Genomic DNA, 15028 nt, shown 5'->3' with positions numbered 1-15028 from the left:
GGGCCTGCCGACCGTCTGCGCCGACCGGCGCGGCGATCGTCCTGATTGGGACCGATTCCCACTACTTCGGCTGAAAGCGAATCCCGCCGTCGAGCCGGATCACCTCGGCGTTGAGGTAACTGTTGGTGAGCAACTCGTACGCGAGCGACGCGAACTCGTCCGGGACGCCCATGCGCTTGGGGAACAGCACCTGCCGCCCGAGGGTGTCCTTGACCGCCTGCGGTGCGGCGGCGAACAGCGCGGTGTCCATCGTGCCGGGCGCGATCGTGTTGACCCGTACGCCGATCGCGGACAGATCGCGCGCGACGGGCAGCGTCATGCCGGCCACGCCGGCCTTGGACGCGCCGTACGCGGCCTGGCCGATCTGCCCGTCGAAGGCGGCCACCGACGCGGTGCACACGATCGCGCCGCGTTCGCCGTCCGCCTGCGGCGAAGCGTTCGCCATCGCGGCGGCGGCGAGCCGGACCGCGTTGAAGGTGCCGATCAGGTTGAGCCGGACGATGAACTCGAAGGCGGCGAGCGGGTGCGGCGAGCCGTCCCGGGCCACCGTGCGCGCGCCCATCCCGGTGCCGGCGCACGAGACCAGCGCGCGCAGCGGCGCGAGGGCGACGGCCGCGTCCACGGCGGCGCGCATCTGCTCCTCGTTCGTGACGTCGGTCGCGACGAACACGGCGCCGGCGCCGATCTCGGCGGCGACCGCCTTGCCGCGCTCCTCGTTCTTGTCCGCGATCACCACCGAGGTGCCGCCGGCCGCGAGTCGGCGGGCGGTCGCCTCGCCGAGCCCGGAAGCCCCGCCGGTGACGATCGCGGACGCGCCTGTGAGGTCCAGCATGAGTGTTCTCCCCTCGCTTGTTCTTGACTGAGGCAAGCTATTGCATGGGGAGGGGAGGCGACCAGAGCATCTGACGGTGGGTCAGCTCCGGTGGGCGGGCCGGGCCGGCCTGGATCGCGTGCGGCGAGCCGGCCCCGGTTGCCCGCGGTGCGCCGGCCCGGGTCTGCCCGCGGTGCGCCGGCCCGGCCGGCCGCCGCGCGTCAGCCCGGATTGGTCTCGGTCGCGCGCGGGGCCACGCTCACCGTCACGGTCGTGTCGATCGCCACCACCGCGCCCGAACCCGGGGTCGAGCCGGTGACCACGTCGCTCCGGGAGGCCCCGGCGGGCAGCGCGATGTTCAGGCGGACGTTCTTCAGCGCCGTGGTCGCGTCGGCGACGGTCAGGCCGGACAGCGGCGGGACCGTGGTCGTCGCCGGAGCCGACGACGCGGCGGGATCGGTGGGCCTGATCGTGATCGGCGGCCGGATGACCGGCGGCGTGGTCCGAACCCCGGACATCGTCACCACGATCTCCGCCTTGTCCCGGTCCACCTTCCTCCCGGCCGCCGGGTCGGTGGAGGCGATCGTGCCGCCGGTGCCCTTGACGACGCCGCGAAAGCCCTTCTCCCGCAGCAGCGCGACCCCCTGCGCCTCGGTCATCCCGACCACGTTCGGCACGGTCAGCTTCCCGGGCGCGCCGGTGCTCGGCGAGGCCGAGTCGGACGGGTCGGGCGTGCTGGTCACCGGTGGCTCGGTGGTCGGCACGGCGGCCGGGGAGGACGTGGCCGAGGACCCCGTCGACCCCGTCGGGTCGGTCTTGGCCGCCGGCTTCCTGTCGTCCGAGCCCGCCATCGCCATGCCGATCAGCAGCGCCGCGACGATCGCGGCCACCGTCGCGGCCACGGCGCCGGTGATCCTGGTCCGCCGCTTGCCGCCCCGACGCTCACGATCGTCGTGGTACGGATCCGCCGGTGCGCCGACCGGTCGCCGACCACCGTCCGGGTCGCGGTCCGTGGACACCACCCGCACCGAGAACGGCGCGCACGCGGACACCCGCATGTCCCGGGCGGACACCACCCGCACCGGGACCTCGCTCTCCTCGACCACCCGGGACACCGGTTCGAAGGCGCTGCCACCGCTGTCCGCGCCCACCTCGCCCAGACCGAACATCGCGCCCGGCGCGACCTGGTCCTCGATGTCCGGAGGCACCGTGTAGACGATCGTCCAGATCCGGGTCTCACCCGGATACACGTCGGGCGAACCGGAGTGGTCCAGGCCGATCCGCCGGCCGAGGTCCCGGGGCAGTTCGGGGTCGTAGCGGTCCGGCGCGCTGCCCGCGTTGCGCAGGGTCAGCGTCACCATCACCGTCTCGCCGGGAGCCGCGGTGGTCCGACGAGGCTCGCACCATGCCTGGACCGCGCAGGCCGGATCGCCCATGCGCTGGCCGTGCAGGTCGGTGCCGCATTGTTCGCCCGGGCAGTACGCGTCCGTCTCCAGATAGGGCGTACCGCACAGCAGACAGTGCACCATCGTCGTCGTCCCCCTCGTCGGTCGTACGACAGTGCGAGCCTGCCTACCGCACAAACGCTTCGGATGGGACCGAGTTCCCACAATCCGGGGGCACTCCGGTGCACTGTGTCACCGTCCGCCCCGGATGCCCGAATCCGGGCGGCGACCTCGGAGCGGTAACCTCCCTTCGTGCCCAAGCTCTCCGACGTCGTCAGCGCCCTCGAACGGATCTACCACCCCGAGTGGGCCGAATCCTGGGACGCGGTGGGGCTGGTCTGCGGCGACCCGGACGCCGAGGTGCGCTCGGTGATGTTCGCCGTGGACCCGACCCGGGCGGTCGCCGACGAGGCGCTCGCGCGCGGCGCCGACCTCCTGGTCACCCACCACCCGCTGTTCCTGCGCGGAGTGCACTCGGTCGCCGCGACCGGTTTCAAGGGGCGCGTCGTGCACACGCTGATCACCGGCGGCTGCGCGTTGCACGTCGCGCACACCAACGCCGACTCGGCGGCCCCCGGCGTCTCGGACGCGCTCGCCGCCGCGCTCGGACTGGCCGTCACCGCCCCGCTCGACCCGGCCCCGGCCGACCCGAGCGAGTGCCGGGGCATCGGCCGGATCGGCGAGTTGGCCGCCGCCGAGACGCTCGCCGCGTTCGCCGCCCGAGCCGCCCGGGCGCTGCCCGCCACCGCCACCGGCCTGCGGGTGGCCGGCGACCCGGACCGCCTGGTGCGCACCGTCGCGGTGTGCGGCGGTGCGGGCGACAGCCTCTTCGACGCGGTCCGCCGCAGCGGCGCGGACGTCTACGTCACCGCCGACCTGCGCCACCACCCGGCCTCGGAGGCGCTGGAACACGGCGGCCCCGCGCTGCTGGACGCCCCGCACTGGGCCACCGAGTGGCCGTGGCTGGCGTACGCGGCCGAGGAACTGACCCGTGCGCTCGCCGCGACCGGTACTACGGTGGAAACCCACGTGTCGGAACTAGTCACGGACCCGTGGACGTTCCACACACCGCACCGCTGAGCGCCGTGACGACGCGCATGTGGCCCGATCGGCCCGACCGTCGTCCGCAACACCCGAAGCCACCCACCGAAACGCAACGGGTGGGCGGGTGGGAAGCAATCTCCCGCCCACCCGAGCCGCATCCAAGGAGCCCCCGCTGAACGCCGCGCCCGCCGACCAGCTCCGCCTGCTCGACCTCCAGGCCCTCGACTCGCGAATCGACCTGCTCGCCCACAAGAAGCGCACGCTGCCGGAGAACGAGGAGATCGACCGCCTCGGCTCCCGGCTCGCCCGGTTGCGCGACCTCGTGGTCGCGGGCGAGACCGAGGAGAGCGACGCGGCCCGCGACCAGACCAAGGCCGAGCAGGACGTCGACCAGGTCCGCAAGCGCGCCGAACGCGACCAGCAGCGACTGGACTCGGGCCACGTGACCTCGCCCAAGGACTTGGAGAACCTCCAGCGCGAGGTGGCCTCGCTCGCCAAGCGCCAGGGTGACCTCGAAGAGGTCGTCCTGGAGGTGATGGAACGCCGCGAGGACATCCAGGGCCGGCTGGCCAAGCTGGTCGCCGAGCGGGACGAGGCGCAGGCCACGCGCGACGCCGCCGAGGCCCGGCGGGCCGCCGCCGAGGCGGAGATCGACACCGAGGCGGCCGCCACCACCAAGCAGCGCGCGGTGATCGCGGCGGCGATCCCGGCCGACCTGATGAAGCTGTACGAGCGCATCCGCGAGCAGTCGCACGGCGTGGCCGTGGCCCCGCTGTTCCAGCGCCGCTGCGAGGGGTGTCGGCTGGAGCTGGGGATCACCGACCTCGGCGCGATCCGGGCGGCCGCGCCGGACGCGATCGTGCGCTGCGAGAACTGCCGGCGCATCCTCGTCCGCACGGCCGAGTCGGGCCTGTGAGGCTCGTCGTCGAGGCCGACGGCGGTTCCCGGGGCAACCCGGGGCCGGCGGCCTACGGTGCGCTGGTGCGCGACGCCGAGACCGGCGAGGTGCTGCACGAGGTGGCCGAGGCGATCGGCGTGGCCACCAACAACGTGGCCGAGTACCGCGGTCTGATCGCCGGCCTGGGCGCGGCGCACGCGATCGACCCGACGGCGACCGTCGAGGTGCGGGCCGACTCCAAGCTCGTGGTCGAGCAGATGTCGGGGCGCTGGAAGATCAAGCACGCCGACATGCGCGACCTGGCGACCAAGGCCCGGGGCATCCATCCGCCCGGGCAGGTCACCTACACGTGGATCCCTCGGGAGCAGAACAAGCACGCCGACCGGCTGGCCAACGAGGCGATGGACGCGGCGGCCAAGGGTCGGGCCTGGACCCCGCAGGAGTCCACCGCGTTCGCCACGCCCCGGACCCCGGAGCCGGTGGCCGAGGAGCCGATCACCACCAAGGTCCGCCCGACCGCCCCCGGCTGGGGCCCGGACCTGGGCCGCCCGACCACGCTGGTGCTGCTGCGGCACGGCGAGACGGTGCTCACCCCGCAGAAGCGCTTCTCCGGCACCGGCGCCGATCCGGACCTGTCCGAGCGTGGTCGTTGGCAGGCCGCGCGCGCGGCCGAGGCGTTCGCCGAGCGCGGCACGATCGAGGCGATCGTGTCCTCGCCGCTGGGCCGCTGCCGGCAGACCGCGGAGGCGGTCGCACAACGACTGGGCCTGAAGGTGCGCGAGGAACCCGGCTTCCGGGAGACCGACTTCGGCGCGTGGGAGGGACTCACCTTCGCCGAGGCGCGCGAGCAGACCCCGGACGCCCTCGACGCGTGGCTGACCAACGCGGACGCGGCCCCGCCCGGTGGCGAGAGCTTCACCGAGGTGGCCCGCCGGGTGGAGGTGGCCCGGGACAAGACGATCGCCCGGCACCCCGGCAGGACCGTGCTCGTGGTCACCCACGTGACGCCGATCAAGACACTGGTGCGGATCGCGCTCGGCGCCCCGCCGGAGTCGATGTTCCGGATGGAACTGTCCGCCGCGGCGATCAGCGCGGTCCAGTGGTGGTCGGACGGCAACGCGTCGCTGCGGGTGTTCAACGAGACCGCGCACCTGCGCGGCGTCTGACATCGGGCGGCGTGGTCGAACAAAGGTTTGACGGCGCCGCCCGACGTGTGTCATAGTCGGAAGCGCCTTCAGCGTGCCCGCCAGTAGGAATCCGGGCGGACCACGCGGAGGACCAAACTTCCGAAAGCCCCGAGCCTGGGTTCAGGCCGGGGCTTTCGTCTTCGCCCGAGCGGCCCGGGACGGCTCGTCACGGCCGGCCCCGCGCCTCCCGCGCCGCCGACCGGCGAGCCGCGTCGGCAGGGGAGGGGCGAGAAAAAGGAAGACGACGGATGAGTCGGCCTCTACGCCGGGTTCTGTCTCCCGATTTTGGTTGAGCTGGGCTTACCGGAGTCGAACAGGGCCTGAACTGCATAAAGAGGCTGAGTCGCGGTGTCGGGTGGGGTCCTGTGGTTTCACGCGGTGTCGCTCTGGCTCTCCCCAGAAACTCCCCGAACTCCCCAGAGACTCCCCCTGACACCGCTGGAAACCGGACCCTTGTGTGCAGGTCAGCGCGCCGCAGGGGGGTGGGTCGGCAGGTCGTACTGGACCTCGTTCGGCCCCGGGATCAGGATGTCCGCGGACTCGACTGGCTGGTCGGCGGTCCACCACTCGCGCGCGACGACGAGCAGGCTCGTCCCGGTGGGAACCTCCAGGGCGATGGCCTCCGACGCCAGTGCGGGGCGAGCCACCAGGCGCTCGACCGCACGCACGACCGGGTAGCCGATCTCCGTCATCCGGGTGGGCACCCCCGCGCCCGCCAAGGGTCCGCGTTCGGGCAGGAGGACCGGCGTACCGCCCGTGATGGCGTAGGGCTCCCAGCTCGTGTGCAGCATCACGACGGCGCCGGACATCCGGAACACGTACACCGATCTGACGCACCGGTCTCCCGGTTCGATGCCGAGGCGGGCGGCGATCGCGGGCGGCGCCTCGACGGCGGTCTCGGTGTCGACGGTCCACGTCGGGGCCGTGCCCTCCTGGCCGACCATCGCTGCCGTGTACGGCATGTTGTAGCCGAGGCGCTCATGCCAATGGCGCACGATCTGCACCCCCCGCCGCCGTTGCCTGACGTACGTCCCGCTGCCCTGTCGGCCTTCGACCAGCCCTTCGGACGTCAACAGCCTCAGTGCTTCGAGGGCGCTCGTGTTGCCGACGTGGTACGTCGCGATGATCTCGGCGCGTGACGGGATGCGGGACCCAGGGGGAAATTCGCCCGCTCGGATGCGCTCGCGCAGCTCGTCCGCGACGCGCACGTAGGCGGGTCTCTCTCCGTGCGGGACACCGGCCACCAGGACTCCTCCAGCCACTCAGCAGGGCCAAGGATGTCACCTTCTGCGACGGTCTCCAGTTATGCCCATAACCTGTACGCTGAGTGACCATCAGTGGCGCCGAGGGCTGGAGTGCCCGCATGGATTCCGCACGAATCACCGTCCCAGCCGACCTGGCGAGCGCTCCGCTCGTGCGTGCGTGGGTCCGCCTGAACCTCGGTGACTCCGACGGGTGCCTGCCCGTGGAGCAGGTCGTCGCCGAACTTCTTGCTGAGGCCATCGAGCAAGGAGCCGAGGGTGACATTGAGGCCGAAGTACAGCGGTCCGACCGTGAGTGCACCGTCATCGTCACCTCGCGCGAGCGCCGGCCGGAACCGTCGGCCGATCCGGCAGACCTGAGCGAACATCCGCGGCTGGTCCTGGTGGATGCACTCTCCGACTCGCTTGAGCATCGGATCGAGCAGGACGGGGTGGTTGTCATGCGTGCGCGAATCACCTGGATGGAGTAGAAACTGGTCATCGGGCGGGGCCGTGCCTCCGCAGACTTGACCCCGCCCGTGCGGCACCGCCTGGACCGGCGGTGGTCTATGGGGCCTACCAGGTGGGCCTGGTGGCCTGGTACCTGCGGATCACCCGAACGTCCTTGATCGGAGCCGACCACTTCGCGTCCCCGTTGTTCGGCTTCACCCACACCCGGCCGCGCTGGGGGCGGCCCTGCACGATCCCGGGCGAACGCCCTTGGGCATCGAGGGTGTACTCGACGTGGTCGCCGTCTCCGGGCGGTCGCGCGTCGTGGGCCATCACGTATCTCCATCAGGTGGGTGGGCGGGCGTGGTGGAACCTCGCCCGGCCGGCGCGCTGGGCGCGATCTCCTCCGGCCGGGCAAGGTGTTGGGGGCCCGGCGGCGATACCAGCGCCACCGGGCCGTGTCGCCCGTCGAACGGAAGGGCGGGCGACAGTGGGCCGGCCCCGCTACCGCGCCGGTGGCGGCGGGACCGGAGTCGAGGGCCCGGCGGTCTACCAGCCGCCGGGCCGGGCCGTCCGCCGGGCGAAGGGCGAACAGCCGGGGGTGCCGCCGCAGATTGATTGCGGGCGGCGTCGGGCGGGGCTCAGCCGCCCGAGTTCGAGATCCGGCCGATCGGCGGAGCCGGGACCCGGTACAGCAGGTACACGCGGATCTCGTGCTGAAGCGCGACGAGTTCGTCGTGAGTCATGTCCGTCGGCTCGCGGTCCGGCAGCTTCACGCGGATCGGACGGTGTGAATCGCCGGACGGGCCGACATGGGGTCGGTCATCAACCTGAGACACCGTCATGTCCACTCCCGTGATCGCCGGATTGTGCATGCCCCTAGCGAACCGCGAGACAAGGCCATAGACGAGGCCGGATCAAAGGCCACTGTCGAGGCCATTCATCCGGCCATTTCCGTGCCCGAACGACCGCCGAGCACCTACCGTGAAGGGACGATTCGCTCCCCGGAGGACGCCACCATGCGGCCGTATACGCCAGGCAATCCCGCCCTCGTAGCCGCACGCCACGCCAAGGGCTGGCACTCACAGGAAGACTTCGCCGAGGCCTTCGACCTGCGTGCTCTCCAGATGGGCGAACGTGTGGCGGTCTCCGCGCGCCAGGTCCGCCGCTGGGAATCGACCAATCCCGGCTGGCCGCACCCACCCGCCAGACGAGTGCTCGCCGCCCTGTTCGACACGCCCATCGAGCGCCTCGGATTCATCCCGCCCAGCGTCACCCTCCCTGCCGGAGCCGAGGACGCGGCACCCGACGATGAAGACATGAACCGACGAACGTTCCTCGCCTCGTCCGTAGCCGTCTCCGTCGTCCCGCCGCGACTGCCGCGCAGCCCCGCCGAGCTTCTCGCCGACCCGCCCGCGGACCCCCTCGACTCCGTGCGCGCCGAACTCACCGCACACGGCGGACCCACCATGGATCCCGACGAGTTGCTGCGCGGTGCCCGATCGGCCAAAGGTCACATGCAGGCGTGCCGCTACGAGGTCCTTCTCGCCGGCCTCCCGGGCCTCCTCGCTGCGGTGCGCGGAACCCAGGACCACACCGACGATCCCCGCGTGCAGCATGCCGCGGTCACCGCCTACCACGTGGCGGCCAGCCTCCTTCTCAAGCGGCGTGATGCCGCCTCGGCCTGGATCGCAGCCGACCGCGCCGCGCGTGCCGCCCACATACTCGACGACCCCGCGGCGACCGGCAGCGCAACGCGCATCGTCGTCCACGCCATGGGCGCCGTCGGCCACCATCGACAAGCCGTGAAGCACGGCGCCCTCGCGGCCGACGACCTCACCCACTACCTCAGGAAGGACACACCCGAACTGGTCTCGGTGTTCGGCGCGCTCCTGCTGCGAGCGGCGTGGGCTGCATCCGAAGCCGGCCAGGGAGACACCGCCGCCGCCCTCCTCGCCGACGCCGAGCAGGCCGCCCGGATGCTCGACGGCGACGGCAACCGGCAATGGACCGCATTCGGCCCCACTAACGTGAAGGTCCACCGCGTGTCGCTCGCCCTCGCCCTGGGCAATGCCGGCCACGCCGTCGAAGCGGCGCGCGGCGTCGACGTGTCAAAGCTTGAAGTGGCCGAGCGGCGGGCGGTGTTCTGGCTCGACGTCGCGCGCTCCCTCGCGGCATGTGGACGCACCGAGCAGGCCGGGATCGCACTCCTGACCGCCGAGGAGCAGGCGCCCGAGGAGATCCACTCCCGCGCCGTGGCCCGGAACCTCACCGGCGAATTGGTGCGTCGCGACGAGTACGGTCGACTCCCGGAACTGCGATCCCTGGCCGTCCGATCGGGAGTACCCCTGTGAGTCGTGTCCTGTACCTGGTCGTGTGCGCGGCGGGACCCGCGCCGCACGTCGTCACGCTGATCAACGACGCGATCGGGCGGGGCTGGGACGTTTGCACGATCGCGACGCCTGCGGCCGAGAGCGGTGGGTTCGTCGATCGCGCAGCCATCGAGGCGGCGACCGGGCGTCCGATCCGGCACCGCTACCGGCGCGCGGACGAGCCCGGCCGGTGGCCGAAGGCGGACGCCGTCGCCGTGGCACCGCTGACCATGAACACCGCCACCAAGTGGGCGGACGGGCACGCGGACACCTACGCCTTGGGGGTCCTCACCGAAGCGATCGGACTCGACTTGCCCCTCGTCGCGATGCCGTTCTGGAACGCGGCCCAGGCTGCCCACCCCGCCGTCGATCGGGCGGTCGCGACCCTCCGCGGCTGTGGGGTCCGGGTCCTGTACGGCGACGAGGGGTTCCGGCCGCACCCGCCGGGCACGGGCGGCAGCCGCATCCCGACCTACCCGTGGGCCCGGGTGCTCGACGCCCTAGAGGGGCGCACGACCGGCGAGTAACCCGCGCGAGTGCGCCGGCTACCGATCACGGGCGGCGCGATGCCACGCTGGGCGCATGCCCATCACACACGTCCGCGGCAAGACCATCGTCCTGCCCGACACCCTCGACGAAATCCGCGCCAACCTCCCCGAGGAACGACGCGAAGAGTTCGACCGCGTGATCGGGAGCACCCCGCTCCGGCAGATCGCCCAGGTCGCTCTGTTCGATTTCGCGCTCCCCGACGAGGCCCACGAAGAGGACGAGGAGCAGATCGCCCGTCTCCGCGCCGGCGACTTCTCCGGCCTGCACAACGCCGACGGCACGCCCTTCGAGCCCCCGGAGCCGCAGTGAGCCGCTACTACGTCGCCTACACCGACCGGGCCGAGACGGGCCTGGCCGGCCTGTCGTCCACCAGCCGGGCCAACGTCAAAGCGGAGATCGAGCGGACCATCGGCCGCGACCCCTACGGCTGTGGGTCCTCGGCCGTGCGCGGCGACAAGGACCGGCGGTCCGCCTCGGTGTCCACGGTGATCATCGAGTACGAGGTGTCGGCGTCCGTCCTCACCGTCACCGTGGTTCGCGCGCTGGCCTGGTAGCCGAGCCGCCACCCGGACGCCGGCCGCGCCCACGAGCCCGGTGTCGGACCCGGCAGGTAGCGTCGGACGGATGCACGACTCGCACGACACCACGCTCGACGCCGCCCAAGCACGATGGGACGCGGCCGACGCCGCGGTCAAAGCCCACGCCCGGACCGGCCGGCGGAACGACGCGACCCCGCCCGAGGACGAGGCCGAGCGGGCCGCGTGGGACGCCGAGCACGCCGCCTGGGTCGGGGAGTGGGAGCGGGTGCAGGCCGAGGCACGGGCGGCCGTCGTCGCGCTGTACCGGGCGCGGCAGGCCGCGGGCGAGTAGGGCGGGCGACCAACACCGCCGCCACACTGCCCACCGCGCCGATAACCGCCGCTACCGCATCCCACATGACGCCTCCTCGAGGGCCGGGCGGCCCGTGGGGAGAGCGTGGCGGGGCGAAGGGGCGGAAGCGGGCGGCCGCGGGGGACCTGTGGATAAGCGGGCGGGTTGTGGACAGCACTCCGGTGCACTACGCCGCCCGTGCGACAACAGCATGACGATTCCGTGAAGCCATCGAACCCGGCGCCGGACGCGACTACAGTCCGGAGACTCAACGGACAGTGTCCAGCATTCGAACGGACATGCGAATGTCGGTGGGGGGCGCCACAATGTCATCAATACGGAGTACGGATCCCACGTGCGATAGGGGACCTCACGCTCGTTACCCTGAAGGAAAACGAGCCGAGGCGCATGAGAGGGGTACAAGCATGGTCAGCGTCCACGACGTAGCCGCGTACGTTCTCGAAAAGCGCGGCCCGATGACCGCGATGAAGCTCCAGAAGCTCTGCTACTACTCGCAGGCATGGAACCTCGTCTGGGAAGAGAAGCCCCTCTTCCCCGAGAACTTCGAAGCCTGGGCGAACGGGCCCGTCTGCCCCGAGCTGTACAACCACCACCGCGGCCAGTTTCAGGTCGGCGACTGGCCCAGTGGCAAAGCCGAAGCCCTCTCGCCCGTCGAGGCATCCACCGTCGACATCGTCCTCGGCTTCTACGGCGGCCGCCCCGCTCACGAGCTGAGCGAACTCACGCACCGCGAATCGCCCTGGCGCGACGCCCGCGGCGACCTCCCCGCGGGGGCCCGCAGTAACGCCGTCATCACCACCACGGCGATGCACGAGTACTACGACGGGCTGGTTGGCACGGACGAGTAGGGCGGGGGCCTTCGTGAGCAAGGGGAACAGCAAGAAGCCCAAGGCCGCCGCCACCCACGGCAAGAGGATCCCTGCGGCCGCCGGCGGCTACGGCGGTCGGCGGCCCGTGGAGACGCCGTCGGCGGGCGAGGAACGGCGTTGTCTGCGCTTCCGATTCGACCGTGTCGACGTCGGAGGGCCCTGGTGTCTGACGCACATCACTCCGGAAGACCATGCGGACCTCATCGGCAAGTTGCGAGGCTTCGAGAGCATGACCGTCGCCGAGGTCTTCTCCCAGAGTGGGACCGGCCCGGGCAAGGACTACAACAACATGACCCAGTGTCCGAACGGTGAGGCGCCCAGGCGCCTGATTGCTCTGGACTTGGAGGCCGTCGACGGCGTCAGTCGCCTTCGTCTCAGCGGCACGAAGCGCCTGTACGGCATTCGACGTGGGCATGAGTTCTCGATCCTGTGGTGGGATCCGGACCACAAGGTCTGGCCCGCCCCCAAGAAAGGCACCTGAGGCAAACGAAGAGAAGCCCCCGCCGCCGCCCACGAAGGGCAGCAGCGGGGGCTCACGTGCGTCCGGAGGTCACACTCCAGTTCGGTTGTACTCGTCCACCCGATCCGGCGGCGCCGGCGGCTCGATCCCCTGCTGACGCATCTGCGCGGTCAACTGCCCCACATACAGAGCAAACGCCCGCACCAGCGACCGAAGCGACCGCGTCTCCGCACGCATCTCGTCTATCTCAGCCGACTGCTCCGCCCGAATCGCCCGGAACGCCTCAAGATCCTGACGCCGCTGCTCGGGCTCCGCCGCAACCTCGGCCACCGCACGCTGAGCCTCGATACCCGCCTGAGTCGCCCGATGCGTCGCCCGCAGAGTGAACCACCCGCCGGCAGCGGTGATCGCAGCACTCCCGATGATCCCCGCCAGGCCCCATATCTCACTCACGAGTCACTCGCTCTCACCTGGTCCGCAGGCGGGACCGAGTGCTCAGGCACCGTGCTCGCCCACAGGATCACCCACACATGGCCGCACATCAGCCACCCCCACAAAGCCGCGCCGCGGGGATAGTCGCCGGTCCACCACGCCCACAACAGCGTCCCCGCCCACGCGACCGGCGGCACAAGCGCCACGAGAAACGCCGGGCCGTCACGGCCGACCGGCATCCACGCACCCGCGAACACCGCCGCCCCCACGACGATCCACAGCCACGCCCACGCCCACACGGGCATCACGGACGTCAGCGGGCTCACCGTCGTCAGCGGACCCGTCAGGTAACTGACACCGAGACACACCTTCCCCAGGCCCGCGCCCAGCAGGTAGATGCCGCGGCGGCCCAGACGCTGCCGCGCACGAGCCGCCGCGAGCCTCACCGTGCAGCCGCCAAAACCGGCACAGGAGCCGCCGGATCCAGCGACCCCGGCAACGTCGCCGCCGACCCCGGATCACCGACCCGCCGAGCCACGGCAGCCTTGATCACCGCAAGCGCCGCCGGGATCGCCCCATACAGGGCCACCTGCACCGTCGACAGGTCATACCGGCCCGACAGCATCCACGCCCCGCCCGCAGCCAGGGCATACGTGGCCGCAGTCCGCTGGAGCAAGTCGACGAACCAGGCCGTTCCGGTGCGCAGGGTCTGGTCGAGCGCCCGGTTGTCCGACCATCCGCGCACCGCGTTGAGCAGCACACTCAACCCGGCCGGGACAGCGGCGAGCGCGGCCGCCTGGGCGACCGACAGGTCCAGCGAGTTCGCCGTGATCAGGCCGCCGAGGAACACCTGCAGGAACGTCCAGCCGGCCCGCTCGGCCAGGCCGGCCAGAGCGGCACCCGAGGTCAGAGTCGCGGTCGCCATCACGCCTCCGTCCGCTTGTGGTCCTCGTCCGCGACCGCCTTGGCGATCGCCGCGAGGAACGACTTGTCGGCCGCCAGAGCTGCGGCCACGGCCACCGCGTCCACCGTCACCGGGGTTGGCGCGCCAATCCGCTCCGCCAACGCGTCGACCTTCGCCGACAGCGCGGCCACGCCGTCCCGAGCCGCCTCGGCCGCGAGCTGGGCCAGGATCGAGCCGCGGGTGCCCTCTCGGCCCATCGGCGCGTACTTGGGCTCCTCGCCGAGAGGGAAGGTCGTGTCGAGCATCGGCGTCCGCAGCAGACGCTGCTCGACCGCGTCCGTGACCTTGGCCACGACCTCGTCAACGTTGGCCATATCGAACTCATCTCCCTGTGCGGTGGTGGGTCGTGGGGCCCCGACCTGGACCCACGCATACAGCGGGCCCCCGGGGCAGTCGGTCGAGTAGCCGTCACGGTGACCGCGGATCTCCGAACCGGCCGGGCCCTGCGCGCGGCAGTACTCGATCGCGTCCCGGATCCCGTGGAGTTGTTCGGTCGTCGGTTGGGTGTGCCCGGACGAGCCGACCAGGCCACACACCGCGTAATGCGCCTCGTTCAACGACGTCGTGCCGTTCGCCGAGTTGCGCCGCTTCAAGCCGCGCCCCTCGTACACGTAGCCGTGCACACACACGAGGAACGAGTAGCCGATGTCCGACCAGCCGTTGCCGTCCATGTGCGATGCCTGCAGCGACCGCACGTAGGCCGCGCACGTGTCGTGACCGCCAGGGCGATAGGCGGTCCCGAGGTAGTGGACCTTCACCCCGCGGCGGGACCCGCTGTAAGCCGTCGCCCCGCCAGGGGACTTGTACGCCCGCGCGCCCCAGGCGCTGCGGGGAACGAGCTGCATGATGTGTCCCTTCGTGGGCGCGTCAAACCACGCGCCGTAGTCGGCCCGCATCGCGTCGTCGATGTCGATGTCGTAGCCCGCGAGGCGAGTCGGCGGGATCCGCTGGAAGAGATGGATGCCGGGGACCACGACGCCGTTACTCCACGCCCCGGTCTGCCAGAACCACGAGGCGGCGCGCGTGCGTTGAGCCCACTCGATGACCGTCCGGCCGCCGTACACGCCGACGTTCGCGCGATCGAACACGCTGGCCACGCCATCGAAATACAGGCCGATCAGCACGAGTTGGGCCGACGTCGCGTCCGCGTCGATCGCGAAGTACACGGGCCTGCCCGCAGGCCGCCCCAGCGCAGTCGCCTGCGTCGCCGCCCGAAGTGCGTCACGCCTGCCGCGGTCGTAGCCGCCCTTCCACGCCGTCGTGCGGTCAGAGCCGCCGCCCTGCCACACCGCCACCACACCCAGGCCCGCGGCGCGGTAGGCCTGCACCTCGGCGAGAGTCCACGCCTTGACGCGGTGGGAGGTGTCGAGGTCGGTGAGGTACGAGATCGCGAAGCTGTGGCCGGCGGACTTGGC

The 15028-nt window shown here is 71.6% G+C and carries 20 protein-coding genes; 11 read left to right on the top strand and 9 right to left on the bottom strand.

Going from position 1 to position 15028, the window contains the following annotated elements:
- Window positions 1–61: 61 nt before the first annotated feature.
- Together ACWCPW_RS24960 and ACWCPW_RS24955 are read right to left on the bottom strand one after the other, a co-directional pair.
- Window positions 62–832 carry an SDR family NAD(P)-dependent oxidoreductase gene (locus tag ACWCPW_RS24960; RefSeq protein ID WP_449763823.1) on the bottom strand — a complete coding sequence of 257 codons (771 nt, stop codon included), beginning with the start codon at window positions 830–832 and terminating at the stop codon, window positions 62–64.
- A gap of 200 nt (window positions 833–1032) precedes the next feature.
- Window positions 1033–2340, bottom strand: coding sequence for a PASTA domain-containing protein (locus ACWCPW_RS24955; protein ID WP_449763822.1), 1308 nt, complete (start codon window positions 2338–2340; stop codon window positions 1033–1035).
- Between the two features lie 168 nt (window positions 2341–2508).
- Between ACWCPW_RS24955 and ACWCPW_RS24950 the strand changes: the two genes are divergently transcribed.
- The 3 genes from ACWCPW_RS24950 to ACWCPW_RS24940 all read left to right on the top strand — a co-directional run bounded on the left by ACWCPW_RS24950 (window position 2509) and on the right by ACWCPW_RS24940 (window position 5364).
- Window positions 2509–3336, top strand: a complete 828-nt coding sequence (locus tag ACWCPW_RS24950) for a Nif3-like dinuclear metal center hexameric protein (RefSeq protein WP_449763821.1) — start codon at window positions 2509–2511, stop codon at window positions 3334–3336.
- Between the two features lie 136 nt (window positions 3337–3472).
- Complete coding sequence (locus tag ACWCPW_RS24945) at window positions 3473–4216, top strand: zinc ribbon domain-containing protein (protein WP_449763931.1); 744 nt, start codon at window positions 3473–3475, stop codon at window positions 4214–4216.
- Entirely contained in the window at window positions 4213–5364 is a 1152-nt protein-coding gene (locus ACWCPW_RS24940; protein ID WP_449763820.1) for a bifunctional RNase H/acid phosphatase, read from the top strand. Before ACWCPW_RS24945 ends, ACWCPW_RS24940 begins: the two co-directional genes overlap by 4 nt.
- A 485-nt stretch (window positions 5365–5849) precedes the next feature.
- On the opposite strand, the gene ACWCPW_RS24935 is transcribed toward ACWCPW_RS24940, so the two are convergent.
- On the bottom strand, window positions 5850–6629 hold the full coding sequence (locus ACWCPW_RS24935; protein ID WP_449763819.1) for a GntR family transcriptional regulator: 780 nt from the start codon (window positions 6627–6629) through the stop codon (window positions 5850–5852).
- An 83-nt stretch (window positions 6630–6712) separates the two neighbouring features.
- Between ACWCPW_RS24935 and ACWCPW_RS24930 the strand changes: the two genes are divergently transcribed.
- Window positions 6713–7117 carry a hypothetical protein gene (locus ACWCPW_RS24930; protein WP_449763818.1) on the top strand — a complete coding sequence of 135 codons (405 nt, stop codon included), beginning with the start codon at window positions 6713–6715 and terminating at the stop codon, window positions 7115–7117.
- 85 nt (window positions 7118–7202) lie between these two features.
- Here ACWCPW_RS24930 and ACWCPW_RS24925 read toward each other — a convergent pair whose 3' ends face one another.
- Both ACWCPW_RS24925 and ACWCPW_RS24920 read right to left on the bottom strand, forming a co-directional pair.
- Window positions 7203–7409, bottom strand: a complete 207-nt coding sequence (locus tag ACWCPW_RS24925; protein ID WP_449763817.1) for a hypothetical protein — start codon at window positions 7407–7409, stop codon at window positions 7203–7205.
- Between the two features lie 308 nt (window positions 7410–7717).
- Window positions 7718–7852: a hypothetical protein gene (locus ACWCPW_RS24920; RefSeq protein WP_449763816.1), complete on the bottom strand. Its 135-nt coding sequence runs from the start codon at window positions 7850–7852 to the stop codon at window positions 7718–7720.
- Between the two features lie 36 nt (window positions 7853–7888).
- On the opposite strand from ACWCPW_RS24920, the gene ACWCPW_RS24915 reads away from it, so the two are divergent.
- The 7 genes from ACWCPW_RS24915 (at window position 7889) to ACWCPW_RS24885 (ending at window position 12238) form a co-directional block, all read left to right on the top strand.
- Window positions 7889–9430, top strand: a complete 1542-nt coding sequence (locus tag ACWCPW_RS24915; RefSeq protein WP_449763815.1) for a hypothetical protein — start codon at window positions 7889–7891, stop codon at window positions 9428–9430.
- A complete protein-coding gene (locus ACWCPW_RS24910) occupies window positions 9427–9975 on the top strand; it encodes a flavoprotein (RefSeq protein WP_449763814.1) in 549 nt (182 codons plus the stop codon). The genes ACWCPW_RS24915 and ACWCPW_RS24910 overlap by 4 nt, the downstream gene beginning before the upstream one ends.
- A 55-nt stretch (window positions 9976–10030) precedes the next feature.
- Window positions 10031–10306: a hypothetical protein gene (locus tag ACWCPW_RS24905; protein WP_449763813.1), complete on the top strand. Its 276-nt coding sequence runs from the start codon at window positions 10031–10033 to the stop codon at window positions 10304–10306.
- Complete coding sequence (locus ACWCPW_RS24900; protein WP_449763812.1) at window positions 10303–10551, top strand: hypothetical protein; 249 nt, start codon at window positions 10303–10305, stop codon at window positions 10549–10551. Before ACWCPW_RS24905 ends, ACWCPW_RS24900 begins: the two co-directional genes overlap by 4 nt.
- A gap of 70 nt (window positions 10552–10621) precedes the next feature.
- Complete coding sequence (locus ACWCPW_RS24895) at window positions 10622–10867, top strand: hypothetical protein (RefSeq protein ID WP_449763811.1); 246 nt, start codon at window positions 10622–10624, stop codon at window positions 10865–10867.
- Window positions 10868–11292: 425 nt separating this feature from the next.
- Window positions 11293–11736, top strand: coding sequence for a Panacea domain-containing protein (locus tag ACWCPW_RS24890; RefSeq protein WP_449763810.1), 444 nt, complete (start codon window positions 11293–11295; stop codon window positions 11734–11736).
- Between the two features lie 13 nt (window positions 11737–11749).
- On the top strand, window positions 11750–12238 hold the full coding sequence (locus ACWCPW_RS24885) for a hypothetical protein (RefSeq protein WP_449763809.1): 489 nt from the start codon (window positions 11750–11752) through the stop codon (window positions 12236–12238).
- 69 nt (window positions 12239–12307) lie between these two features.
- On the opposite strand, the gene ACWCPW_RS24880 is transcribed toward ACWCPW_RS24885, so the two are convergent.
- The 4 genes from ACWCPW_RS24880 to ACWCPW_RS24865 all read right to left on the bottom strand — a co-directional run.
- Window positions 12308–12670 carry a hypothetical protein gene (locus tag ACWCPW_RS24880; RefSeq protein ID WP_449763808.1) on the bottom strand — a complete coding sequence of 121 codons (363 nt, stop codon included), beginning with the start codon at window positions 12668–12670 and terminating at the stop codon, window positions 12308–12310.
- On the bottom strand, window positions 12667–13095 hold the full coding sequence (locus ACWCPW_RS24875; protein ID WP_449763807.1) for a hypothetical protein: 429 nt from the start codon (window positions 13093–13095) through the stop codon (window positions 12667–12669). Before ACWCPW_RS24875 ends, ACWCPW_RS24880 begins: the two co-directional genes overlap by 4 nt.
- A complete protein-coding gene (locus tag ACWCPW_RS24870) occupies window positions 13092–13574 on the bottom strand; it encodes a hypothetical protein (RefSeq protein ID WP_449763806.1) in 483 nt (160 codons plus the stop codon). The genes ACWCPW_RS24875 and ACWCPW_RS24870 overlap by 4 nt, the downstream gene beginning before the upstream one ends.
- The coding region (locus ACWCPW_RS24865) for a glycoside hydrolase domain-containing protein (protein ID WP_449763805.1) at window positions 13574–15028 on the bottom strand (1455 nt) is incomplete at its 5' end. The genes ACWCPW_RS24865 and ACWCPW_RS24870, both read right to left, overlap by 1 nt.

The sequence above is a fragment of the Embleya sp. NPDC001921 genome (genome assembly GCF_053594475.1).
The sequence above is the reverse complement of the archived record's forward strand: the minus strand, read 5'-3'. Positions and strand labels throughout refer to the sequence as shown.